General features: G+C 69.9%; 20 protein-coding genes and 2 pseudogenes. 14 read left to right on the forward strand and 8 right to left on the reverse strand.

Going from position 1 to position 21,528, the window contains the following annotated elements; all coding sequences use genetic code 11:
- Positions 1 to 66 precede the first annotated feature (66 nt).
- From PXH83_RS22205 to PXH83_RS22215, 3 genes are all read left to right on the forward strand, one after another.
- Positions 67 to 1,128 carry a S1 family peptidase gene (locus tag PXH83_RS22205; RefSeq protein WP_274562286.1) on the forward strand — a complete coding sequence of 354 codons (1,062 nt, stop codon included), beginning with the start codon at positions 67 to 69 and terminating at the stop codon, positions 1,126 to 1,128.
- A gap of 84 nt (positions 1,129 to 1,212) precedes the next feature.
- Positions 1,213 to 1,767, forward strand: a complete 555-nt coding sequence (locus PXH83_RS22210; RefSeq protein WP_274562288.1) for a GNAT family N-acetyltransferase — start codon at positions 1,213 to 1,215, stop codon at positions 1,765 to 1,767.
- A 301-nt stretch (positions 1,768 to 2,068) separates the two neighbouring features.
- Complete coding sequence (locus tag PXH83_RS22215; protein WP_274562289.1) at positions 2,069 to 2,197, forward strand: hypothetical protein; 129 nt, start codon at positions 2,069 to 2,071, stop codon at positions 2,195 to 2,197.
- A gap of 15 nt (positions 2,198 to 2,212) precedes the next feature.
- Here the strand turns inward: PXH83_RS22215 and PXH83_RS22220 are convergent, their stop codons facing one another.
- Entirely contained in the window at positions 2,213 to 4,216 is a 2,004-nt protein-coding gene (locus PXH83_RS22220) for a zinc ribbon domain-containing protein (RefSeq protein ID WP_274562290.1), read from the reverse strand.
- An 86-nt stretch (positions 4,217 to 4,302) separates the two neighbouring features.
- Between PXH83_RS22220 and PXH83_RS22225 the strand changes: the two genes are divergently transcribed.
- Both PXH83_RS22225 and PXH83_RS22230 read left to right on the forward strand, forming a co-directional pair.
- Entirely contained in the window at positions 4,303 to 4,497 is a 195-nt protein-coding gene (locus PXH83_RS22225) for a helix-turn-helix transcriptional regulator (RefSeq protein ID WP_274562291.1), read from the forward strand.
- A gap of 270 nt (positions 4,498 to 4,767) precedes the next feature.
- Positions 4,768 to 5,028 (forward strand): annotated as a pseudogene (locus tag PXH83_RS22230) (IS5/IS1182 family transposase); the annotation flags it as partial.
- A gap of 57 nt (positions 5,029 to 5,085) precedes the next feature.
- Here PXH83_RS22230 and PXH83_RS32535 read toward each other — a convergent pair.
- A pseudogene (locus PXH83_RS32535) lies at positions 5,086 to 5,211 on the reverse strand (hypothetical protein); the annotation flags it as partial.
- On the opposite strand from PXH83_RS32535, the gene PXH83_RS22235 reads away from it, so the two are divergent.
- The gene (locus PXH83_RS22235) at positions 5,162 to 5,485 is read left to right on the forward strand and encodes a hypothetical protein (RefSeq protein ID WP_274562992.1); all 324 of its coding nucleotides are present in this window, start codon (positions 5,162 to 5,164) and stop codon (positions 5,483 to 5,485) included. The pseudogene PXH83_RS32535 and the gene PXH83_RS22235 sit on opposite strands and share 50 nt — an antisense overlap.
- Before the next feature lie 79 nt (positions 5,486 to 5,564).
- On the opposite strand, the gene PXH83_RS22240 is transcribed toward PXH83_RS22235, so the two are convergent.
- Entirely contained in the window at positions 5,565 to 6,332 is a 768-nt protein-coding gene (locus PXH83_RS22240; RefSeq protein ID WP_274562292.1) for a hypothetical protein, read from the reverse strand.
- Positions 6,333 to 6,554: 222 nt separating this feature from the next.
- Positions 6,555 to 7,295 (reverse strand): outer membrane protein assembly factor BamB family protein, encoded by a 741-nt coding sequence (locus PXH83_RS32540; protein ID WP_420803203.1) that lies wholly within the window; start codon positions 7,293 to 7,295, stop codon positions 6,555 to 6,557.
- Here PXH83_RS32540 and PXH83_RS22245 point away from each other — a divergent pair.
- Entirely contained in the window at positions 7,197 to 7,574 is a 378-nt protein-coding gene (locus PXH83_RS22245) for a helix-turn-helix domain-containing protein (protein WP_274562959.1), read from the forward strand. The genes PXH83_RS32540 and PXH83_RS22245 overlap by 99 nt on opposite strands.
- A gap of 52 nt (positions 7,575 to 7,626) precedes the next feature.
- On the opposite strand, the gene PXH83_RS22250 is transcribed toward PXH83_RS22245, so the two are convergent.
- Positions 7,627 to 9,195 carry a fibronectin type III domain-containing protein gene (locus tag PXH83_RS22250; RefSeq protein ID WP_274562293.1) on the reverse strand — a complete coding sequence of 523 codons (1,569 nt, stop codon included), beginning with the start codon at positions 9,193 to 9,195 and terminating at the stop codon, positions 7,627 to 7,629.
- 127 nt (positions 9,196 to 9,322) lie between these two features.
- Between PXH83_RS22250 and PXH83_RS22255 the strand changes: the two genes are divergently transcribed.
- Positions 9,323 to 10,366: a 3-isopropylmalate dehydrogenase gene (locus PXH83_RS22255; RefSeq protein WP_274562294.1), complete on the forward strand. Its 1,044-nt coding sequence runs from the start codon at positions 9,323 to 9,325 to the stop codon at positions 10,364 to 10,366.
- A gap of 225 nt (positions 10,367 to 10,591) precedes the next feature.
- Positions 10,592 to 11,680, forward strand: coding sequence for a branched-chain amino acid aminotransferase (locus tag PXH83_RS22260; RefSeq protein WP_274562295.1), 1,089 nt, complete (start codon positions 10,592 to 10,594; stop codon positions 11,678 to 11,680).
- Positions 11,681 to 11,896: 216 nt separating this feature from the next.
- Here PXH83_RS22260 and PXH83_RS22265 read toward each other — a convergent pair whose 3' ends face one another.
- Genes PXH83_RS22265 through PXH83_RS22275 form a run of 3 tightly spaced genes read right to left on the reverse strand, consistent with a single transcriptional unit; the run spans position 11,897 to position 15,348 of the window.
- Positions 11,897 to 13,141: an amidase gene (locus tag PXH83_RS22265; RefSeq protein WP_274562296.1), complete on the reverse strand. Its 1,245-nt coding sequence runs from the start codon at positions 13,139 to 13,141 to the stop codon at positions 11,897 to 11,899.
- A 10-nt stretch (positions 13,142 to 13,151) separates the two neighbouring features.
- Positions 13,152 to 13,967, reverse strand: coding sequence for an endonuclease/exonuclease/phosphatase family protein (locus PXH83_RS22270; protein WP_274562297.1), 816 nt, complete (start codon positions 13,965 to 13,967; stop codon positions 13,152 to 13,154).
- Positions 13,885 to 15,348 (reverse strand): cytosine permease, encoded by a 1,464-nt coding sequence (locus PXH83_RS22275; RefSeq protein ID WP_274562298.1) that lies wholly within the window; start codon positions 15,346 to 15,348, stop codon positions 13,885 to 13,887. Before PXH83_RS22275 ends, PXH83_RS22270 begins: the two co-directional genes overlap by 83 nt.
- Before the next feature lie 134 nt (positions 15,349 to 15,482).
- On the opposite strand from PXH83_RS22275, the gene ureA reads away from it, so the two are divergent.
- The 5 genes from ureA to cimA all read left to right on the forward strand — a co-directional run bounded on the left by ureA (position 15,483) and on the right by cimA (position 21,509).
- On the forward strand, positions 15,483 to 16,166 hold the full coding sequence (ureA, locus tag PXH83_RS22280; RefSeq protein ID WP_274562299.1) for an urease subunit gamma: 684 nt from the start codon (positions 15,483 to 15,485) through the stop codon (positions 16,164 to 16,166).
- A complete protein-coding gene (locus tag PXH83_RS22285; RefSeq protein ID WP_274562300.1) occupies positions 16,163 to 17,851 on the forward strand; it encodes an urease subunit alpha in 1,689 nt (562 codons plus the stop codon). Before ureA ends, PXH83_RS22285 begins: the two co-directional genes overlap by 4 nt.
- Positions 17,852 to 17,860: 9 nt before the next feature.
- Entirely contained in the window at positions 17,861 to 18,889 is a 1,029-nt protein-coding gene (locus tag PXH83_RS22290; RefSeq protein ID WP_274562302.1) for an agmatine deiminase family protein, read from the forward strand.
- 50 nt (positions 18,890 to 18,939) lie between these two features.
- Positions 18,940 to 19,554 carry a TetR/AcrR family transcriptional regulator gene (locus tag PXH83_RS22295; protein ID WP_274562303.1) on the forward strand — a complete coding sequence of 205 codons (615 nt, stop codon included), beginning with the start codon at positions 18,940 to 18,942 and terminating at the stop codon, positions 19,552 to 19,554.
- Between the two features lie 353 nt (positions 19,555 to 19,907).
- Positions 19,908 to 21,509, forward strand: coding sequence for a citramalate synthase (gene cimA / locus PXH83_RS22300; protein WP_274562304.1), 1,602 nt, complete (start codon positions 19,908 to 19,910; stop codon positions 21,507 to 21,509).
- Positions 21,510 to 21,528 lie beyond the last annotated feature (19 nt).

Consider the following 21,528-nt stretch of genomic DNA (forward strand, 5'->3'; position numbering starts at 1 on the left):
ATGGGCATGTCAAATTCCTCAGTGGTGTCTCCGTTCCCCGCGGAGACCTGACTGAGGAGCCCCCACATGAGACGCACCCTCCGTGCGCGACGCACGGCCCTGACCGCCTTAACAGCCGCCGGTGCACTCTGCCTCGGCGCGGCCCCTGCCGGGGCCGGCACCGCCGGCGAAGACGCTGCCGCAGGTCCGGCGACGTACGCCCTGAACTCCGCGCTCTCCCAGCGGCTCGGCGACGACACTGCCGGGAGCTACATCGACCGCCGTACCGGAGAACTGACCGTCACCGTCACCAGCGACCGCGCCGCCGAGCAGGTCCGCGCGGCCGGGGCAACCCCGCAGCGCGTGACGCGCAGCGCCGCGCAGCTCGGCGAGGCCATGGCCTCCCTGGAGGCCGGTGCGAAGATCACCGGTACGTCCTGGGGCATCGACCCGCGGACGAATCAGGTGGCTGTCCAGGCCGACCAGTCCCTGTCCGCAAGGGAGTTGGCCCGGCTGAAGAGGGTCGCGAACGCGCAGGGCGGCGCCGTACGCGTCGAGCGGGTTCCCGGGACCTTCAAGCGTGAGGTGGCCGGAGGCGACGCCATCTACGGGGGCGGGTACCGGTGTTCGGCCGCCTTCAACGTCTCCAAGGGGACCACGCGCTACTTCGTCACCGCGGGCCACTGCACCAACTCCGCCACCAACTGGTCGGCCACCTCCGGCGGTCCCGTGATCGGCGTCCGCGAGGGCACCAGCTTCCCGACCAACGACTACGGCATAGTCCGCTACACCAACGGCTCCGCGCCCGGCGGCAACGTCAACCTCTACAACGGCAGTTACCAGGACATCTCGTCCGCCGCCAACGCCGTCGTGGGCCAGGCCATCAAGAAGAGCGGCTCCACGACGAAGGTGACCAGCGGCACCGTCACCGCCGTGAACGTCACCGTCAACTACGGGGACGGCCCCGTCTACGGCATGGTCCGCACCACCGCGTGCTCCGCCGGCGGCGACAGCGGCGGCGCCCACTTCGCCGGCAGCGTAGCCCTCGGCATCCACTCGGGCAGCTCCGGCTGCACGGGCACCAATGGCTCCGCCATTCACCAGCCCGTGAAGGAAGCCCTGTCCGCGTACGGCGTGAACGTGTACTGACCGGCCCTGCCCCTGGCCCTGTACTGAGTGAGCGCGTGGGCCCGCCGCCCGGTGTGGGCGGCGGGCCCTGGGAGACTGCGATGCATGACTGAGCCCATTCGTACCGCCCACACCGCCGACCTCAGCACCGCCGAGCTCCACGAAATCCGCGCCTTCCTGGACACCGCCTTCGACGGCGACTTCAGTGACGAGGACTGGGACCACACCATCGGCGGCCTCCACGCCTTCGTCCGCGACGAGCACGGGCTCGCCGCCCACGGCAGCCTCGTCCAGCGCCGGGTCTTACACCGCGGCCGCTCACTGCGCACCGGTTACGTCGAGGGCGTGGCGGTGCGGGCCGACTGCCGCAGGCATGGCCTCGGCGGCCGGGTGATGGACGCGCTGGAGCGGGCGATCGACGCGGCGTACGTACTCGGCGCGCTCTCCGCCTCGGACGAAGGCGCAGTACTGTACGAGGCGCGGGGCTGGCAGGTGTGGCCCGGCCGGCTCGCCGCGCTGGGGCCCGACGGCGTCGTACCCCTGCCCGACGAGGAGGGCACGACGTACGTACGGCCCGCCGCCGGGCGCAAGCTGCCCGAAGCCTCCGACGCGCTGCACGACACGCTGTACTTCGACTGGCGCGACGGCGACGTGCTGTAGCTGCGGGACGAGGAAGTCCTCCCATGCACCTTGTCGCTGCCGCTGGTCGGCTGGGCCGAGAGCTGCACGTCGCACACGCCTGAGCGGGCAGTTCATGATCGCTGTCTCAGATAGTAGGAAGTCCGAGTAATTGTGGAGACAGGCTGGCTGAGGTCGCTTACGTTTGTAGAAGCCGAATGCTTCGCTGCATCCGCGAATGGCGGTCGTGAGCCGGTGCCCCTATGCAGGAGAACCCTGCGGCTTCCGCTCCCCGCCCCTTCCGGCGCCCTGAAATCATTCTGATCTCAAGGAGTCGATCATCATGGCCGAGACCGTGCGTCGCCGCGTCCGCCACACCTCCCGTTCGAGCGAGACCGACCGTAAGCAGGCTGCCGCAGCGCTTCAGCGTGCGCTTGACCGCCGCGACAACGGTGGCGCGACGGGTCACTAAGACTTGATCCGCAATTCACCAGAGGGTGAGCTGTGGACTGCACGCGGTGCGGGGACCGGGCTTTCCGGCGTGGTCACGCACGGGGCGTGTCTCATCCGGGGTTGCTCGGTGCCGCTGTCCGGCGGTTCGGAGAGCAGAGGCCTCACGGCGTTGCCGTGGGACTGCCACGCGACCTGACCGCCGGGGCGGTTTCGGGCTCGGTGTGGTTGACTCCCTCAGCGCTTCTTCCAGCGCTTGTGCGTAGGTGATCTGGGCGTTCTTGGATGCGGTGGTGTCCAGGTACGCGGTCTTGGGGTCGTCCATGTCGGTGAAGCGGACGAAGGCGGCCAGCGCTGCGGATACGAGGTCTCGCTTGCCGACGAGGCCGCACGCGGTGCACTTGTGTTCGCGGTCCCGCAGCGTCTTGTGCACCCGCTCACCACAGAGGCAGTGCTGGGACAAGGCCGTTGACCAGGTGGAGGCCCGCACGAGCCTGCCCCCGGCGGCTTCGCACTCCACCTTGAGGGCGGAGATGAGCATGCCGGGTGTGGTCTGCGAGAGGCGCTTGCCCCACAGCCGGTACCAGGTGCGGATGTCGCAGTCCTCGACCACGAGCACGGGGCCGTGGGCGGCGATGATCTCTCGTGCCACCAGGCGGGCGCGGTGGCGTCGGTGTTCGGCGATGCTGGCGGCGTGTTCGGCCTGGCGGGCGCGCTGCTCCCGGTAGTTGGCGGAAAGCCGGTCACGCCGGAACGCCTGCTTCGGCACCCCATCAGACCTGGCAGCACGGGCGCCACCGGGCACCGTCACCGTCTTGGGCCCCAGACCCTTCTCGGCGCGGCGTGCGGCGCGTGCGGTCTGCTTCTTCGACAGGCCGTACTGTGCGGTGTTCGTCGCCCGGCGGGAGCGTCCCAGCGCCCGCGCACGGCCCCGCCGCTTCTTCGCCTGCTTCTCGATCAGTCGCTGTTCGGCGTCGGTGAGCGTGACCTCGGTGGAGACCGGCTTGCCGGTGGTGAGGTCGGCGGGGAAGGAGACGACGGAGAGGTTGGAGACGTTGCCGTCCACCCCGCCGATCCGGTCGAGCTGGGCCGCTTGGTCGCGCATGGTCCGTACGGCCGGGGAGCTGTATCCGGGGCCGAGCACCATCAGGTGCGCCTCATACACCCAGCCGCCCGGCGCGGACGCCTTGCGGCGGCGTACAAGGTCCACCTTGTGCCAGGTCAGCGGGTTCGAAAGGAAGTGCTGCACTCGCTCCCACTGGCCCGCACCTGGGGGGATGCGGACGGGGAGCACGAGGTCACCCCGGCTGCCGTCGGGGCCTCCGGCGAAGACGACGGCGAGGGGGCCGGTGTGGTCCCACCACGTGGCCTTGCGCATGCCCGGCTTCCCAGCGGCGGTCATCTTGCCCGTGGGCAAACGGCCCTCGGGAACGGTCGGCTTCGGCATCCGGCAGGGCTGCATCAGCGTGTGCTGGCCGCCGGAGGTGTAGGCCATGGCGTGACCGGTCAGGGTGCCGACGAGACGGAAGGTCTCCCACTTGTTGGCGGTGGTGTGGGAGCGGGCGCGGCCGGGGATGCGGGTGAAGTCGTGCCAGTTGCCGACCTTCGGTCGCCCGAAGCGGTGGCCGGTGGCGTCGGGGAACAGGTGCCGTGAGACGCCGTTCCACACCTCGTCGGCGATGTGCATGGCCAGGGCCTTGGAGGCGTGGTGCTTCAAGTGCCCCGAGGCTTCGAGGTGCTTGTAGGCGCAGCGTTCCAGGGCCTCACGGGAGAGGCCGAGGCGCTGCCGTGAGGCCTTCGCCCCGTCGCGCTCCCGCTCGTGGTACGCGGCCCAGTAGGCATCGACCTTGGCGCGGGCGTCGCGCTGGACGACGCGCTTGAGCGACCACATCGCCCCGAACAGGCCATCGAGCCGGGCAAGGTCGGCGGGATCGGTGACGGCCAGAGGCAGCACCATCACCGACACCAACCCGTCGCTGGGCTTGGTCCACTTCGGGGCCTTGTTCTTCCCCCGGAACTTCCTTGGCTGGGCAGCCTGCATCACCGTCACCCCCCGTCACCAAATTAGCTGACCTACGACACGCTACGTGAGTAGTTCAGCTATGACAAGCGGAGTAGAGTGGGATCATGGCAGCGACGATTCCTGGGTATGTAGACGCACGGCAGGCAGCGGAACGGCTCAAGGTGACCGTCCAGCACGTCTACAACCTCAACAGCAGCCGCGACGACTTCCCGGCCCCCATCTACGTCGGCCGCACCCCGCTGTGGCCCGTGGACCAGCTGGACGCCTGGCGCGAAGCCCACCCCAAGCGCGGGGAGTAGGTCACCTATCCTCGATTCGGGAAGTAATTGACCTAAGAGGCTGTTGTGTCCGTTCGTGTCGAAGATCAGTGTCACCAGCCTGCGGCCCTCGCTCCCTGACTGCCCGTCAAAGCGTTCCTCGCCCTGGTCGCCCGCGTCGCAGCCCTCCTCCCCGAGACGGATGCTGTTGGCCAGTCCGGGGGCGCGCGTGACGTCGGCCTTCAGGACCCGGTTGTGGTCTTGAAGGCCGACGTTGTCGTATGGGGTGGGTGCGGGTGTCGATGCAGCCGAGCGGGCCGGGCGAGGACCGACTCCACCCACGTGCTGTCGGCGGCGCGGGAAGTGTGCTGGCTGGAACGGGTCGCGGAAACGCTGCGGTCGGCCTTGAACGCGCTGGCTCAGGCTGCCCCTGACTGGCTGGTCGAAGTTGCTGAGCCGGACTGGTTCAAGCACTACGCCACCAGAGCCGAGGGCTCCCGGTTTCCCAAGGCCCGCACCCAGCGGGACGAGGTGGGACTGCGGATCGGCCGGGACGGGACGCGGCTGCTTGAGCCGCAGAGTCAGGCGCCGGCCGACGCTGGAGGTGGTGCACTGCTCGCGGACCGAGCAGGGGCGGCAGTCCCCGCCATTGAACCGGACCCGGATCAGTGGGGTGCCCTCGGGAGAGCGGTCGAGATTCCAGCACGTGGCGGTCTTCCCGTCGGGGCAGGTGACCTGCTCGCGTGCCCAGTCGATGGTGAAGTCGTCGGCGGTGAACCCACCGCCTGCGGCTGCCTGGTGGCTGACGACGCCGGCGACCGGTCCGGTGAGGGTGAGGCCGTACTGGCGGCGGGCGCCGACCAGCACGTGCGCGTCGACGTATCCGGGCCTGCAACACCAGCTCACCGGCGCCGCCATCAACCTCGCCCGCCTCGACGCCCACCTCACTGAAACGCCCCGAGCCCGCACCCGCACCAGCCACTTCGCAGCACTTCGGCCCGCCGAGCCGCAGCTCGACGGGCCGAAGTAGCAGGCCCCCGGATTCACCAACAGCGTCCAGGCGCGGGGGGCGGGGGCGAGGTCGTGCGGCTTCAGCCGTCGAGCGACACTCAGCCGAGCTTGGCCAGCTGCGCGTCGATGGCGGCCTTCGGTTGCTCCGTCTTGCCCGAGAAGCTCACCGCGTAGAAGGACGCGAGGGTGTTGCCCTTGCGCACCGCCACGAACTGGGAGGTGCCGGATTCGCCGTCCACTGCGGTCGTCACCGTGAAGGCGACCGTCTCGTCACCACCGGTGTAGGTGCTCGGAGCGAGCTTGGTCACCTTCGTCTTGTCCGGGCCGGCGATCATGGTGAAGCCGTCGGCGCAGGCCTTGCCCGCAGTGCGCAGCCCGGCGAGCGCCTCATGGGCGCCCTTGCCGTCGTACGAGCCGAGTGTGTCGGACATGAGGATCGTGCTGCCGAAGCCGGCCACGGCGGCATCCAGCTTCTCCTCGGGCGAAGCGTCCTTGGCCGGCTTCTCGGGCATGGTGGTGATCCTGCGGGTCGAGGTCGCGGCGGGCGAGCCCACGGGCCGGAGCGCCATCGCGTCGACGATCGGCTTGCACTCGGCCTTGTCGGCGGTGGCGATCTTTGCCCCGGCAAGGTCGGCCTTCGAGGGCTTGGCGACCTTGTGGTTCTTCACGTCACCGTTGGCCAGGACGAGCTTGTCCAGCTCAGCCTGCGACAGGGCCTTCGCGGCAGGCTCGGCGGCTGCGCTTTCCTTGCCCTTGCCCTCGGGGGTGGCATCGACGGGCTTGTCGGACCCGCAGGCGCTGACGAGCAGGGCCAGCGAGAGCGCGGAGGCGGCGACGGCGGTACGGCGGACAGTGGTGCGACGCATGAAACAGCATTCCTCTGGTTCGGTGAACAACGGTCCCCCCGCGCGAGGTTCACCACCGGGTGACACGCGGAATCTGTTGTGACCAGTGAATCTACGGCCTGCGTCCGTTCGATGATCAACGAATTTGACCCGCCACCATGATCGTGACGGCTGTGCAATCCCAGAGGGATCCAATCGAGACGCGTTCGAGTACAACCCTCGTACAACCTCGCCCACGTGGGCTCAGTTGAGAGGGAGCGCGTACAAGTTGCGGCCGCGCCACAGGACGGCCGTGCTGCCTGACGTCTGCGCGCGGTACCCGGCCGGGGCCGCGGCGCTCTCGGCGCCCGCGTCCTGGAACTCCACAGCCGCTGACCGTCGCGCGCGCTGAACGCGGTGGCCTGCGTGTCGTCGAGCGCGAACGGTACGGCCGGCGCCGCTCAGGACAACTGCGGGGGTGGACCTGCCCGGGTACTCGGTGGCGCGCTTCCACTGCTCGCTGCCGGTCGCCGTGTCGACGGCGTACACCTCGCTCCGGTCGTTGGCGACGTACAGCGTCTTGCCGTGTACGACGCCACAGCCGAAGCCGTCCGAGGTGTTCTTGAGCTTGAGTGTCGTACGCCCGCAAGTCGCCGTCCACCGCCGCGTACAGCGGGCCCGACGCGTCGTCCGTCGCGCCCGCGCCGTCGCGGGCCCCGTCGAAGAACTTGCGCCACAGCGTCTTGCCGTTGACCAAGGTGAGCGAGGTGGTCCGACGGCTACGCACCCGCACCAGCCACTTGGCAACACTTTGCCCCGCCGAGCAACTCGACGGGGCAAAGCAACGCGGCCCGAAAATAACCAACGGCGTCCGAGACGGGACGGGGGCGGCCGTAGGCGCTCCTGCTGGACAACCGGGTTCTCCTGGCCGCCATCGCGTGGCGCACCAACCTCACACACCGCCAACTCGCCGACCTCTTCGGCGTCGGCGTGGCCACCGTGCACTGCATCCTCGACCGCCTCACGCCCCTGGTCGCGCAGCTCCTCGAACCGCCCGGTGGTAGCCGCTCGGATCTGTGGGTCGTGGACGGCACGCTCATCCCCGTTGAGGACCAGACGATGACCGAGTGCTCCAAGAACTACCGCCGCAGCGTCAACGTCCAGTTCACCTTCCGCGCCCGCGACCGGCGCGTCATCGCCGTCGGCGACGCCTGGACCGGCAACCGCAAAGACACCACCCGCGCCGTCGCCGTACGCCACAACCTCAAGATCGACACCGCCTGAATTACGGATCAAGTCTTAGGGCCGTGCGGTGCGGGCGCGGGTGGCTGAGTGTTCAGCGTCCGCGCTGGATCTCGAAGTAGTCGATCCGTTCGCCCGATTCCGCCAGTGCCGAGACCTTCAGCTTCGGTGACGTGCCCGTCTCCGCCTCCACCGCGAGGAACGAGAAGCCGGTGTACCGCACCCGCGACCACTCCACCGTGTCCGGGTCCGGAAGCCGCAGCTTCGTCCAGTGGAAGCTGACGATGTGGTCGTGGTCGTGGACGTTGCCCTCGTAGCTGTCCTTCACGCCCGGACCGAAGCTGTACAGGTCCTTGCCCGCCCCGCCCGCGGTGACGTACACGATGCCGTCGCGCGTCGGGTCGGTGCTCGCGCCGACCGGGACCGGCTTGCCCACCTCGCCGTTCTTGATGGCGTCGGTCCGCTCGTACACATGGTTGTGCCCGTTGATCACCAGGTCGACCTGGTGCTTGGTGAAGAGCGCCAGCCACGCGTCACGCACCCCGCCGTCCGAGGCGTGTGTGGATGTCGAGTACATGCAGTGGTGGAAGAAGACGACCAGGAAGTCGACGCCCGCCTGCCGCCGGAGTTCCCCCAGCCGCTTGTCGAGCCACGCGGTCTGGGCGCCGTCCGTGTAGCCCTTGTTGGCCGGTATCTCGTACGAGACGTCATTCGCGTCCAGCGCCACGACGCCCACATTGCCGTACGTGAAGGAGTAGACGCCGGGGGCGTTCTTCGCGTCCGGCCCGTTGTCCGGGAGGGACCAGCGGGCGGACTGGCCGCCGTAGCCGTTCGGCGAGTACCAGGCCTCCATGTCGTGGTTGCCGGTGGTCACCATCCACGGCACCTGCGACGCCACGCTCTCGGTCTGCGCCAGGAACTGGTCCCACACCCGCGCGTCGTACGTGTCCGATTCCTTGCCGTGCCCGCTGCTGTCCGCGTAGCAGATGTCGCCCGCGTGCAGGTGGAAGGACGGGTTCTGGCCGAGGATCAACTGGTCGTTGGCGAGGGCGTCATAGCTGACCCCCTGGTCGCCGAAGGCCGTGAAGACGAACTTCTCGGGCTGCGCGGGCGCCGTACGGAACGACCCGATCGTCGCCAGGCGCGACGCGTCGGCCGGGTCGAAGCCGTCGTGCCCCACCCCGTAGTAGTACGTCGTCCCGGGCCGCAGTCCGTCGAGCCCCGCATGCAGGTAGAACTGGTCGACCGCCGGCAGCTTCCACGACAGCGACGGCGTGTGCAGATCGCGCACCTCCGCCTCGATCTTGCGGCTCAGCTCCCAGGGCTTCAACCCCACCCGCACATAAGGGCTCTTGACCGCGAAAGGCACCTGCCAGGAGATCCGCATCTGCGTCTTCGGGTCGGCGCCGAAGGCGAGGTGCCGGCCGAAGGGCGCGACGAGCGACCCGTCGACCCGGGCGGTGACCGAGGCGGGCAGGAGGGCGGGGGAGCCCGCGTACGCCGGACTCGCGCCGCCGAGCAGGGCGGCTCCGCCCACTGTGGCGGCGGAGGAGGAGATGACGCGGCGGCGGGAGAGCTTCGTACGCAGGTACTCGTGCTGCTCCGGCATGCTCATGCGGCGTGCGAGCTGGTCCGGGATGCCGGTGCGGGGGGTGTCAGCCATGCAAGAAAACTTCCCAGTAACAACCAACTCTGGCCAGTACAAAGGGTGAACAGAAACTGTCGAGATTTTGAGTCCGAATGGCGGACGCCCGGTGTCAGGGGCTGGGACGCGGGAGTAGGGTGCCGTCATGTCTCGCAGCCTCAATCTCGCAGTGGTCCCTGGTGACGGCATCGGCCAGGAGGTCGTGGCCCAAGGGCTCAAGGTCCTCAACGCCGTCCTCCCGCAGGATGTGAAGCTGCAGACCAAGGAGTACGACCTCGGCGCTCAGCGCTGGCACCGCACCGGAGAGACCCTCCCGGACGCGGAGCTCGACTCCCTCAAGCAGCACGACGCCATCCTGCTCGGCGCGATCGGCGACCCGTCCGTGCCGTCCGGTGTCCTGGAGCGCGGGCTGCTGCTCAAACTGCGGTTCGCCTTCGACCACTTCATCAACCTGCGCCCGTCGAAGCTGTTCCCCAACACCGCCACGCCGCTGGCCGGCCGCCCGAACATCGACTTCATCGTCGTCCGCGAGGGCACCGAAGGCCCGTACACCGGTAACGGCGGCTCCATCCGTACCGGCACGGAGCACGAGGTCGCGACCGAGGTCAGCCTCAACACGGCGTACGGCGTCGAGCGCGTCGTCCGTGACGCGTACGAGCGGGCCAACGCCCGTCCGCGCAAGAAGCTGACGCTGGTCCACAAGAACAACGTCCTCGTCTATGCCGGCCACATGTGGAAGAACATCTTCGACAAGGTCGGCAAGGAATACCCCGAGGTCACTACCGACTACCTGCACGTCGACGCCGCGACGATCTTCTTCGTCACCCAGCCGGAGCGCTTCGACGTCATCGTCACCGACAACCTCTTCGGCGACATCCTCACCGACCTCGCCGCTGCCGTGACCGGCGGCATCGGCCTGGCGGCCTCCGGCAACATCAACCCGACGGGTGCCTTCCCGTCCATGTTCGAGCCCGTCCACGGCTCCGCGCCCGACATCGCGGGCCAGGGCAAGGCCGACCCGACGGCCACGATCCTCTCCGTCGCCCTGCTGCTGCGCCACCTCGGCTTCGAGGCCGAGGCCGGCCGTATCGAGGCGGCAGTCTCCGCCGACCTGGCGGAGCGCGACGGCAGCACGATCCGTACGACGGACGAAATCGGCGACGCGCTCGCGGTACGAGTAGCGGGCTGACCCGACGGACTCCTCCCACAGCCGCCGGGTCACAGACACCCGGCGGCTGTGCTTTGCCGCGGCCGGGTGCGACCATCAATCCTGGGCCGCATTTCACGCCGTTTCATGCACCGACTCCCACGGGCGATAATCGAACGTGGGGCCGTGGCATGAAGGGAAGCTCGGACGTCCTACTAGAGGCGTGAGCGCGGTCCACCACACACAACCGGTGAAGGACACGCACTCATGACGACGCCCACGATCGAGCTCAAGCCCTCCTCGCACCCCCTGTCCGACGCAGAGCGCGAGGCGATCCTGGCCCACCCCGGATTCGGCCGCCACTTCACCGACCACATGGTGACCATCCGCTGGACGGAAGGCCGTGGCTGGCACGACGCCCAGCTCGTGCCGTACGCGCCGCTGTCGATCGACCCGGCCAACATGACCCTGCACTACGCGCAGGAGATCTTCGAGGGCCTCAAGGCCTACCGGCACCCCGACGGCACGGTCGCCACGTTCCGCCCCGACATGAACGCCAAGCGCTTCCAGGTGTCCGCGCGCCGGCTGGCCATGCCGGAGCTGCCGGTCGAGACGTTCGTCGCGGCCTGTGACGCGCTGGTCCAGCAGGACAAGGCATGGGTTCCCGCGCACGGCGGCGAATCCTCCCTCTACCTGCGGCCCTTCATGATCGCGAACGAGGTCGGTCTCGGGGTGAAGCCCGCCAACGAGTACCTCTTCATCGTCATCGCCTCGCCCGCCGGCGCGTACTTCCCCGGTGGCGTCAAGCCCGTCTCCATCTGGCTGTCCGAGGACTACGTCCGCGCCGTCCCCGGCGGCATCGGCTTCGCCAAGACCGGTGGCAACTACGCGGCGTCGCTGCTCGCCCAGGCCGAGGCGGCCGCGAAGGGGTGCGACCAGGTGGCGTACCTCGACGCGGTCGAGCACAAGTGGGTCGAGGAGCTCGGCGGCATGAACCTGTACTTCGTGTACGGGGATAAAATCGTCACCCCGGAGCTGACCGGCTCGCTGCTCGCCGGCATCACCCGCGACTCGCTGCTCAAGCTGGCCGGTGACCTCGGGTACACCGCGGAGGAGGGCCGCGTCTCGATCGACCAGTGGAAGCGGGACACGGAAAACGGCACGCTGACCGAGGTCTTCGCCTGCGGCACCGCAGCGGTCATCACCCCCGTCGGCACCGTCAAGTCGACGGGCGGGGAGTGGACGCAGTCCGGCGGTCAGCCGGGTGAGGTCACGCTGAAGCTGCGCAAGGCGCTGCTCGACATCCAGACTGGCAAGGCGGACGACGTCCACGGGTGGATGCACGAACTGGGCTGACGCGCGGATGGTTGTGCGCGGAGCTTTTCTTTCCCCTACCCGGCCCTTCCCGAACTGGGGCTCCGCCCCAGACCCCGGTCCTCAAACGCCGGACGGGCTGAAGATCAGCCCGTCCGGCGTTTGAGGACACGCCCGGAGGGCGTCCGGGGGTCTGGGGGCTTGCCCCCAGTTTCGGGAAGGGGCGGGGTGGGGAAAGAAAAGCTCCGCCGGGCACCGCTAGCCCCGGCCGCTACCAGCCACCGCGGCTGCGACCCCTCGCGCCCACGCCAGCAGCTGCTCGTCCGCGCCGTGCGCGCCGACCAGCTGAAGGCCCAGCGGCAGGCTCCCGCTCCACCCCGCCGGCACCGCCAGCGACGGCAGCCCCGCGTTGCTCCACGGCAGGCACATGATCGAGCTGCCGGTGGTTTCGAGGCCGCGCGGGGCCGGGCCCGTCGCGGCCGGGGTGATCCACAGGTCGATGCCGTGGGCGGTCATTGAGGCCGCGATCCGGTCCCGGAACTCCTCCCGCTCCCGCTGCGCCCGCGCATACGCCTCGTGCCCGATCTCTTGACCCTCGTGGATCGCCTTGACCGTCTCGGGCCGGTAGAGCTCGCCGTACGCCGCGAACCAGTCGGCGTGGGTCCTGGCCACCTCGTAGCGGTTCATCGTGAACAGCTGCGCGCGGATCTGCTCGAAGTCGGCCATGACCGGGACCCGGCGTACGTCGAAACCGGCCGCCCGCAACAGCTGAACCTGGGCGTCGAAGGCGGCGAGTGCCTCCGCCCCGGCGCACTCCAGATACGGGCCCTCCGGGACGCCGAGCACCGGCAGGGCGGAGGGGGCAGCGACCGGGTGCCAGCCGTCGCACACCGCACCCGCCGCCAGTGCGACCCCCGCGACGTCGGACGCGTAAAGGCCCAGCGTGTCGAACGACGGCGCGTTGGCGATCACGCCGTCCATGGGGATGCGGCCGTACGTCGGCTTGAATCCGGTCACTCCGCAGTACGCGGCGGGGCGGATCACCGAGCCGACCGTCTGCGTGCCGACGGCCAGCGGCACCATCCCGGCGGCGACCGCGGCCGCGGAACCGCTGCTCGAACCGCCCGGCGTGTGCTCCGGGTTGTGCGGGTTGCGCGTCGGGCCCGGCGCCAGCACGGCGAACTCGGCGGTCACCGTCTTGCCCGCGACCAGCGCTCCGGCCCGCCGCAACCGGCCGACCACGGTGGCTTCTTCGCCCGCCAGCACCTCGGGCGGCAGCGCGGACCCGGCCCGGGTCGCCAGCCCGTCGACGCGCACGATGTCCTTGATGCCGACCGGGATCCCGTACAGCGCGGGCCTGGCGGCAGGGTCGGGCCACCGGGCCTCGATGGCCGCCGCCTCGGCGCGCAGCCGCCCGCCCCTGTCCGGCTCGGGCACGAACGCCCGTATCTTTTCGTCCAATTGGTCGATGTCGATGTCGATGTCGAACCGGTCGTTATTCACGTACGCCAGGCTAATCCGCGAGGTCCGCGACCACAGCCGCATGATCGGAAGGCCACACACCGTCGACGGCGCCGTGCCCCGCGCGGTGGGCCGAGCGGACGCCGCCCTGCCCCTCGGGGCCGCGCCAGCCGACGTGGATGTAGTCGATCCGTACGCTCGGCTGGCAGGTGCCCGCGATGTACGCGTTGGTGTTGTCCCAGGTCGCGGAGGGCGCGGCCGGGTCGGCGTACTCCCAGGCGTCGATGAAGGACTGGCCGGGGACGGGCGGGGAGGTCCGGTAGCCGCCCAGCAGCCGGATCTCGTCCGAGTCGGGCCACGCGTTGAAGTCGCCGGCGACGACCGCCGGGAAATGACCGTTGCCGCGGTGTTCGAAGACGAAGTGGACCAGGCTCCTGACCTGGGCGCAGCGCATCCCCGAATCGTGCACGGCGGAGTTCAGGTGGGTGGTGAAGAAGGGCACAGGACCGGCGGGGGAGTCGATCCTGGCGTGCATCGCCACCCGCCCGTCGTCCCTGCCGCCGGCGACGGGCAGCCGTACCGAGTGCCGGGCGACGACCGGCCATCTGCTCAGGACGGCGAGGCCGACGTCGACCGAGCTGTCGCCGATGCGCTTCTGCCACCGCTCGGGCAGGTAGTACGGGGTCCAGGCCCAGTGCATGCCGAGTTCCCCGGCGAGCCACGCGGCCTGGTTATCGTTGCCGCGCGCCCACACCTCCTGGAGCCCGATCACATCGGCCCGCTGCTCACGCAAGACTGCGAGAATCGCTTTCTGCCGGGCTTCCCACGGTCCGAACCTCCACCACAGGTTCCACGTCAGTACGCGCATCAGCTCGCCCCTTCACCGTCAGTGCGGCGTACGCGATGCCGCCCACGAGCCCCGAGAGGATGAAGCTACAGTCCACGCCGCCGGTCAGGGCGAGCAGCGGGCCCTCGTAGAGGGTGGTCGAGACCGCCGCGAGGCCGACCGCCGCGCCCAGTGCCCAGGAGACCGTGGCGCTTACATTCCAGCCTGCCCGGTACCAGTAGATACCGCCCCTGGCGCGGTTGTTGAAGACCTGAAGGGCTTCGGGGTCGTACTGGCCGCCGCAGCGCACGTACCCGATCAGTGAGATCACTGCCCACGGGGTGCCGATCGCCGTCAGCAGAAGGACGAAGGACGTCATGGCGGACTGGGCGTCCCAGGCGAAGGAGCCGAGGAAGACGAAGACGGTCGCGACGACCGCGACGATCACGGTGGCCCGTGTGCGGGTGGTCTTCGGCAGGATCGCGTCCAGGTCGAGGCCCATCGAGTACAGCATCAGACCGGCGTTTCCGACCGACCCGGCCGAGGCCGCCAGGAGCAGCGGCGCCAGGTACCAGAAGGGCGCGGCGTCGACGAGCGGTCCGGCGTAGTCCAGTCCCGCACGGGCGGCGAGAGCGGTGTACGTGCCGAACAGCTGCGGCACCAGCAGGCCGAGGAGCAGGCCCAGGCAGGTGGCCCAGAACACCTTGCGGGAGGTGTGGCGGCGCGGCGAGATGTAGCGCGTGTAGTCACCGAGGAGGGTGATGAAGGCGACCGGGCCGCTCAGTCCGGCGGCGACGGCCGCCAGGAGCCAGGTGGACCAGAAGGAGCCGAGCAGGTACGGGGTGTCCGGGGGTGCGGCCGTGGTGAAGTCGCCCGCGTAGGCGAGGACGCCGAGGGCCAGCAGGGCGATCATGCCGATGGACAGGACCTTGCTGAGCCGGAGCAGCAGCCGGTAGCCGTAGACCGCGGCGACGACCGTACAGACGGCGAGCAGCGTGTACATCACGGCGCGCGAGGCGCCGCTGTTGGGCAGCCCGACCAGCCGGGACAGCGTGCCGACCATGACGTCGCCGCCGATCCACAGCGTCAGCGCGGTGTACCCGAGCGAGAGCAGCAGGCCGACGACCGAGCCGACGAGCCGGCCGCGTACGCCGAACTGGGCGCCGCTGGAGGTGGAGAGGTTGGTCGCCGTGCGCAGGGAGATCAGCGCGAGCGGCGCGGTGACCAGGATGCCGACCAGCGTGCCGACGACGATCGAGGTCACCGAGGGCCACAGGCCGAGCCCGAAGGACGGCGGCAGCCAGCCGAAGACGATCACGCCGAGGCAGAGGTTGGAGCCGAGAAGGATGGAGACGAGGTCGCGCGGACCGCTGGTGCGCTCCTCGTCGGGGATGGTGTCGACACCGCGCTGTTCTATCGGCATGGGGGACTCCCGGTTCGCCGGATAACAAAGTTTGAGCAGTGTTCAATGTGACTTAGGCCTGTTCCGCGAGTCAAGGTTTCCGGCGAATTAAGACTGTGGTTAGAGTGAAGTTCTAACGATGGAGGTGTGGCGGCGTGCGACTGACCCCGACGGAACGCGACCGGCTGCTGCTGTTCGGAGCGGCCGAGCTGGCGCGTGCGCGCCGGGCCCGCGGACTGCGGCTCAATGTGCCCGAGGCAACCGCGCTGATCGCGGACACGGTGTGCGAGGCGGCTCGCGACGGCCGACGGCTCGCGGAGGCGATCGAGGCGGCACGCTCCGTGCTCGGCCCCGACGACGTGCTGCCCGGCGTGGCGGATGTGGTGACCGAGGTGCATGTGGAGGCCGTGTTCGACGACGGCTCCCGGCTCGCGGTCGTGTCGTCCCCGATCGGCGGCGGCGCGCAGGGCGACGACGCCCCCGGCGCCGTACTGCCCGGTCCCGCGGACGCGGAGCCGGAGCCCGCGGTGCGGCTGACCGTACGCAACACCGCGACCGTGCCGGTCAGCGTCACCTCGCACTTCCACTTCTTCGAGGCCAATCCGCGCCTCGACTTCGACCGCCGGGCGGCGTACGGCATGCGGCTGTGCGTACCGGCCGGGTCCTCCGTCCGCTTCGACGCGGGAGGCGAGGCCGAGGTCGGCCTCGTCCCGATCGGCGGCGACCGGATCGCGATCGGCTTCGCGGGTCTGGTCGACGGCGCGCTGGACGCGCCCGGCGCGAAGGAAGAAGCCCTGCGCAGAGCCGCCGCCTGCGGCTATCTGGGAGCTGAGCGATGAGCATCGATCCGCATGAGTACGCCGCCGTGCACGGCCCCCGCGCCGGGGACCGGGTCAGGCTCGGGGACTCCGGACTGACCGTCCGCGTCGAATCCGACGCGCAGAAGCCCGGCGACGAGTTCCTCGCCGGCTTCGGCAAGACCGCACGCGACGGCCTGCACCTGAAGGCCGCCGCCGTCCGCGAGACCTGCGACGTCGTCATCAGCAATGTGCTGGTCATCGACGTGGCGCAGGGCATCCGCAAGGTGTCGATCGGCATCAGGGAAGGCCGGATCCACGCCATAGGGCGGGCAGGCAACCCGGACACCCTCGACGGCGTCGACGTCGTCGTCGGCACCGGTACGTCGATCGTGTCCGGCGAGGGCCTGATCGCCACCGCGGGCTCGGTGGACACGCACGTCCACCTGCTCTCGCCCCGCATCATGGAGGCCTCGCTGGCCTCCGGCGTGACGACGATCATCGGCCAGGAATTCGGCCCCGTCTGGGGCGTCGGCGTCAATTCGCCGTGGGCCCTGCGCCACGCCTTCGGCGCCTTCGACGCCTGGCCGGTCAACATCGGCTTCCTGGCGCGCGGCTCGTCCTCCGACGGCGCACCGCTCGTCGAGGCGCTTGCCGAGGGCGGCGCGTCCGGCTTCAAGGTGCACGAGGACATGGGCGCGCACACCCGGGCCCTGGACACGGCGCTGCGCGTCGCCGAGGAGCACGACGTACAGGTCGCGCTGCACAGCGACGGACTGAACGAGTGCCTGTCGGTCGAGGACACCCTCTCCGTCCTCGAAGGCCGTACGATCCACGCCTTCCACATCGAGGGCTGCGGCGGCGGTCACGTCCCCAACGTCCTCAAGATGGCGGGCGTCCGCAACGTCATCGGCTCCTCCACCAACCCCACCCTTCCCTTCGGGCGGGACGCGGTCGCCGAGCACTACGGGATGATCGTCTCCGTACACGACCTCAAGACCGACCTGCCCGGCGACGCCGCCATGGCGCGCGACCGCATCCGCGCCGGGACGATGGGCGGCGAGGACGTCCTCCACGACCTGGGCGCGATCGGCATCACGTCCTCGGACGCCCAGGGGATGGGGCGCGCGGGCGAGACCGTGCGCCGTACGTTCCAGATGGCCGGGAAGATGAAGGCCGAGCTCGGCCCGATGGAGGGCGACGGCCCGGACGACGACAACGCGCGCGTCCTGCGGTACATGGCCAAGCTCACCATCAACCCCGCCATCGCCCACGGTCTCGCCCACGAGATCGGTTCGATCGAGGTCGGCAAGATGGCCGACATCGTGCTGTGGCGGCCGCAGTACTTCGGCGCGAAGCCGCAGATGGTGCTGAAGTCCGGCTTCCCGGCGTACGGCGTCACGGGCGACCCCAACGCCGCGACCGACACCTGCGAACCGCTGGTCCTCGGACCGCTGTTCGGGGCGTACGGCGCGACCCCCGCCGACATCTCGGTGGCCTTCGTCGCACAGGCCGCCCTCGACCAGGGCAACGACCTGATGCCCACCCGCCGTCGCCGCGTCGCCGTACGCGGCACCCGCGGCATCGGCCCGGCCGACCTCCGCCTCAACTCCCGTATCGGGCAGGTCGGAGTCGACGGGCACAGCGGACTCGTCACGCTCGACGGCGAGCCGCTCCGCTCCGAACCCGCCGAATCCGTCTCCCTCAACCGTCTCTACTTCCTGTAAGGACCCCCCATGGCTTTCCGTATGCCCGCCGAGTGGGCCCCGCACGAGCGCACCTGGATGGCGTGGCCCGGCCCCAACGTCACGTTCTCGAACGAGGAGGAGCTCGCCGCCTCCCGCGAGGCGTGGGCGGGCGTCGCTCGCGCCGTACGCCGCTACGAGCCGGTCACCGTGGTCTGCGGGCCCGGCCAGTCGGCCGGGGCCCGCGAGCTGCTCGGCCCGGACATCGAGCTCGTCGAGCGTGAGCTGGACGACGCCTGGATGCGCGACATCGGCCCGACCTTCGTCACCGACGAGAACGGTCAGCTGGCCGCTGTGGACTGGGTGTTCAACGGCTGGGGCGCGCAGGACTGGGCGACCTGGGAGCACGACGCGAAGATCGCGGGCATGGTCGCCGATCTGGTGGGCGTACCGACGCTCAGCTCGACCCTCGTCAATGAGGGCGGCGGCATCCACGTCGACGGCGAAGGCACGGTCCTGCTCACCGAGACCGTCCAGCTCGGCCCCGAGCGCAACCCCGAGTGGACGCGCGAGCAGGTCGAGGCGGAGATCCACGCCAAGCTCGGCACGACCAAGGCCATCTGGCTGCCGCGCGGCCTGACCAGCGACTACCCGCCGCACGGCTTCGGCACCCTCGGCCACGTCGACATCGTCGCCGCGTTCGCCGCGCCCGGTGTGGTCCTCGCCCACACCCAGCCCGACCCGTCCCACCCCGACCACGAGCCGTGCAAGGAGATCGTCGCGCTGCTCCGCTCCCAGACGGACGCCAAGGGGCGCCCGCTCAAGGTCATCGAGGTGCCGGCGCCGACGAAGGTGCAGGTGGACGGGGACTGGGTCGACTACTCGTACATCAACCACTACCTCTGCAACGGCGGCGTCGTGCTGTGTGCCTTCGACGACCCGCGCGACGAGGAAGCCGCCGAGATCTTCCGCGGCCTCTTCCCGGACCGTACGGTCACGCTGGTCGACGCCCGCGAGATCTTCGCAGGCGGGGGCGGTATCCACTGCATAACGCAGCAGCAGCCCGCCGTACGCAGCTGATCAGGTAGAACAATCAGGTAGAACATACGGGTGCTTAATGTGAATGCCTCATGACCGGGCCCGCCGCCAAACCGCCGTCCCGTCGGCGCAACGCCGCCCCGCCCCGCGAGACCGTGCTCGCCGCCGCCATGGCGAGCATCGCCGAGCGCGGGCTGGAGCGGCTGACCATGGCCGGGCTCGGCCGTGAGGTCGGCATGAGCAGCGGGCACCTCCTGTACTACTTCCACAGCAAGGAGGAGCTGCTTCTCCAGACGCTGGAATGGAGCGAGGAGCAGCTCGGCGTGGAGCGCAGGGCCGCGCTGGCCCGCCAGGTCCCGGTGCGCGAGCGCCTCGACGCGTACGTCGACCTGTACGTCCCGGCGGGGCCCCGCGACCCGCACTGGGCGCTGTGGCTCGAACTCTGGAACCGCTCGCACGCCGTCGACGAGGACACCCGCGCCCGCCTCCTCGACATCGAGCTCTCCTGGCACCGCGACCTGGTGGCCCTGCTCGTCGAGGGCGCGTCGCGCGGCGAGCTGCGCGCGGTCGACGCCGACCGGTTCGCGACGCGGATACGGGCCCTGCTCGACGGCTTCAGCACGCATGTGGCGATGGCGCTGCCGGGGTCGGAGCGGTCCCAGGTCCTCGCTCACATCGGCGAGTTCCTCGACGAAACGCTGCCCTGACTGCGGGGCTCCTGACGGGAGCTCGTGCGGCGGCTCGGGTGGTGGCTCGTGCGGTGGCTCGTGAGAGGGCTCGCCCGCATGGTGAGACAGGAGTACCACGGAGGGGCAGGCGTGGCAGACTGCCCTCGTGTTCTCGTTCGCCATGATTATGGGCAGCAGGCGCGCCGGTCCCCAGTGACTGCCTCCGTACCACCACGTACGGTCGCGGCCACCGTGCCCCAGACCCGCGCGCAGACCTCTCGCACCCGCGAGGGGTTTTTTCGTTTCCCGGCCTCACCATCGCCGGGCGAGGTGCGCGCGATGATGGGGGCAAGTGGAGCCAGCCCTTCCACTCGACAGGAGTCCAGACAGCCATGACCACTTCAGGCCCCGACGACAGTTTTCACGTCTTCGACACCACGCTGCGCGACGGTGCGCAGCGCGAAGGCATCAATCTGACGGTCGCCGACAAGTTGACCATCGCCCGGCACCTGGACGACTTCGGCGTGGGCTTCATCGAGGGCGGCTGGCCGGGCGCCAACCCGCGCGACACCGAGTTCTTCGCCCGCGCGCAGAGAGAGATCACCTTCCAGCACGCCCAGCTCGTCGCCTTCGGCGCCACCCGCCGCCCGGGCGCCAAGGCCGAGGACGACCCGCAGGTCGGGGCCCTGCTCGCATCCGGCGCACCGGTCATCACCCTGGTCGCCAAGTCCCACGACCGCCACGTCGAACTCGCCCTGCGCACCACCCTGGACGAGAACATCGCGATGGTGCGCGACACGGTCTCCTACCTGTGCGCCCAGGGCCGCCGCGTCTTCGTCGACTGCGAGCACTTCTTCGACGGCTACCGCGCCAACCCCGAGTACGCCAAGTCGGTTGTACGAGCCGCCTCGGAGGCCGGCGCCGGCGTCGTCATCCTCTGCGACACCAATGGCGGCATGCTCCCCGCCCAGATCCAGGCCGTCGTCGCCACCGTCCTCGCCGACACCGGCGCCCGCCTCGGCATCCACGCCCAGGACGACACCGGCTGCGCCGTCGCCAACACCCTTGCCGCCGTCGACGCGGGCGCCACCCACGTCCAGTGCACGGCCAACGGCTACGGCGAGCGTGTCGGCAACGCCAACCTCTTCCCCGTCGTCGCCGCCCTTGAACTCAAGTACGGCAAGCAGGTGCTTCCCCCGGGTGCGCTCGCCGAGATGACCCGCATCTCGCACGCCATCGCCGAGGTCGTCAACCTGGCGCCCTCCACCCACCAGCCGTACGTCGGCGTCTCCGCCTTCGCGCACAAGGCGGGCCTGCACGCCTCCGCGATCAAGGTCGACCCCGACCTCTACCAGCACATCGACCCGGGCCTGGTCGGCAACCGCATCCGGATGCTGGTCTCCGACATGGCGGGCCGCGCCTCCATCGAGCTCAAGGGCAAGGAGCTCGGCGTCGACCTGGGCGGCGACCGCGAGCTGATCGGCCGCGTCGTCGACCGCGTCAAGGAACGCGAGCTCAAGGGCTACACGTACGAAGCGGCCGACGCCTCCTTCGAGCTCCTCCTGCGCGAGGAGGCCGAGGGCCGCGCCCGTACCTACTTCCGTACGGAATCCTGGCGCGCGATCGTCGAGGACCGCCCCGACGGCACCCACGCCAACGAGGCCACCGTGAAGCTGTGGGCCAAGGGCGAGCGCATCGTCGCCACTGCGGAGGGCAACGGCCCGGTCAACGCCCTGGACCGGGCCATGCGCGTCGGCCTGGAGAAGATCTACCCGCAGCTCGCCAAGCTGGAGCTGATCGACTACAAGGTCCGCATCCTGGAGGGCCGCCACGGCACCGAGTCGACCACCCGCGTGCTGATCACGACGGGCGACGGCACCGCCGAATGGGCCACGGTCGGCGTCGCCGACAACGTCATCGCCGCCTCCTGGCAGGCCCTGGAGGACGCGTACACGTACGGGCTGCTGCGCGCCGGGGTCGAGCCCGCGGAGTAACCGGTCCCGGCCCCTTGAG

It is taken from the genome of Streptomyces spiramyceticus (genome assembly GCF_028807635.1).
GTDB lineage: Bacteria > Actinomycetota > Actinomycetes > Streptomycetales > Streptomycetaceae > Streptomyces > Streptomyces spiramyceticus.

Bases quoted from the DNA above. Each gene is read 5' to 3' on its own strand.
- PXH83_RS22295 (WP_274562303.1), top strand. From the start codon at position 18,940: ATGACCGGGCCCGCCGCCAAACCGCCGTCCCGTCGGCGCAACGCCGCC.
- PXH83_RS22255 (WP_274562294.1), top strand. From the start codon at position 9,323: ATGTCTCGCAGCCTCAATCTCGCAGTGGTCCCTGGTGACGGCATCGGC.
- PXH83_RS22215 (WP_274562289.1), top strand. From the start codon at position 2,069: ATGGCCGAGACCGTGCGTCGCCGCGTCCGCCACACCTCCCGTTCGAGC.
- PXH83_RS22210 (WP_274562288.1), top strand. From the start codon at position 1,213: ATGACTGAGCCCATTCGTACCGCCCACACCGCCGACCTCAGCACCGCC.
- PXH83_RS22260 (WP_274562295.1), top strand. From the start codon at position 10,592: ATGACGACGCCCACGATCGAGCTCAAGCCCTCCTCGCACCCCCTGTCC.
- PXH83_RS22225 (WP_274562291.1), top strand. From the start codon at position 4,303: ATGGCAGCGACGATTCCTGGGTATGTAGACGCACGGCAGGCAGCGGAA.
- PXH83_RS22250 (WP_274562293.1), bottom strand. From the start codon at position 9,195: ATGGCTGACACCCCCCGCACCGGCATCCCGGACCAGCTCGCACGCCGC.
- cimA (WP_274562304.1), top strand. From the start codon at position 19,908: ATGACCACTTCAGGCCCCGACGACAGTTTTCACGTCTTCGACACCACG.
- PXH83_RS22205 (WP_274562286.1), top strand. From the start codon at position 67: ATGAGACGCACCCTCCGTGCGCGACGCACGGCCCTGACCGCCTTAACA.
- PXH83_RS22285 (WP_274562300.1), top strand. From the start codon at position 16,163: ATGAGCATCGATCCGCATGAGTACGCCGCCGTGCACGGCCCCCGCGCC.
- PXH83_RS22270 (WP_274562297.1), bottom strand. From the start codon at position 13,967: ATGCGCGTACTGACGTGGAACCTGTGGTGGAGGTTCGGACCGTGGGAA.
- PXH83_RS22290 (WP_274562302.1), top strand. From the start codon at position 17,861: ATGGCTTTCCGTATGCCCGCCGAGTGGGCCCCGCACGAGCGCACCTGG.
- PXH83_RS22220 (WP_274562290.1), bottom strand. From the start codon at position 4,216: ATGCAGGCTGCCCAGCCAAGGAAGTTCCGGGGGAAGAACAAGGCCCCG.
- PXH83_RS22240 (WP_274562292.1), bottom strand. From the start codon at position 6,332: ATGCGTCGCACCACTGTCCGCCGTACCGCCGTCGCCGCCTCCGCGCTC.
- PXH83_RS22275 (WP_274562298.1), bottom strand. From the start codon at position 15,348: ATGCCGATAGAACAGCGCGGTGTCGACACCATCCCCGACGAGGAGCGC.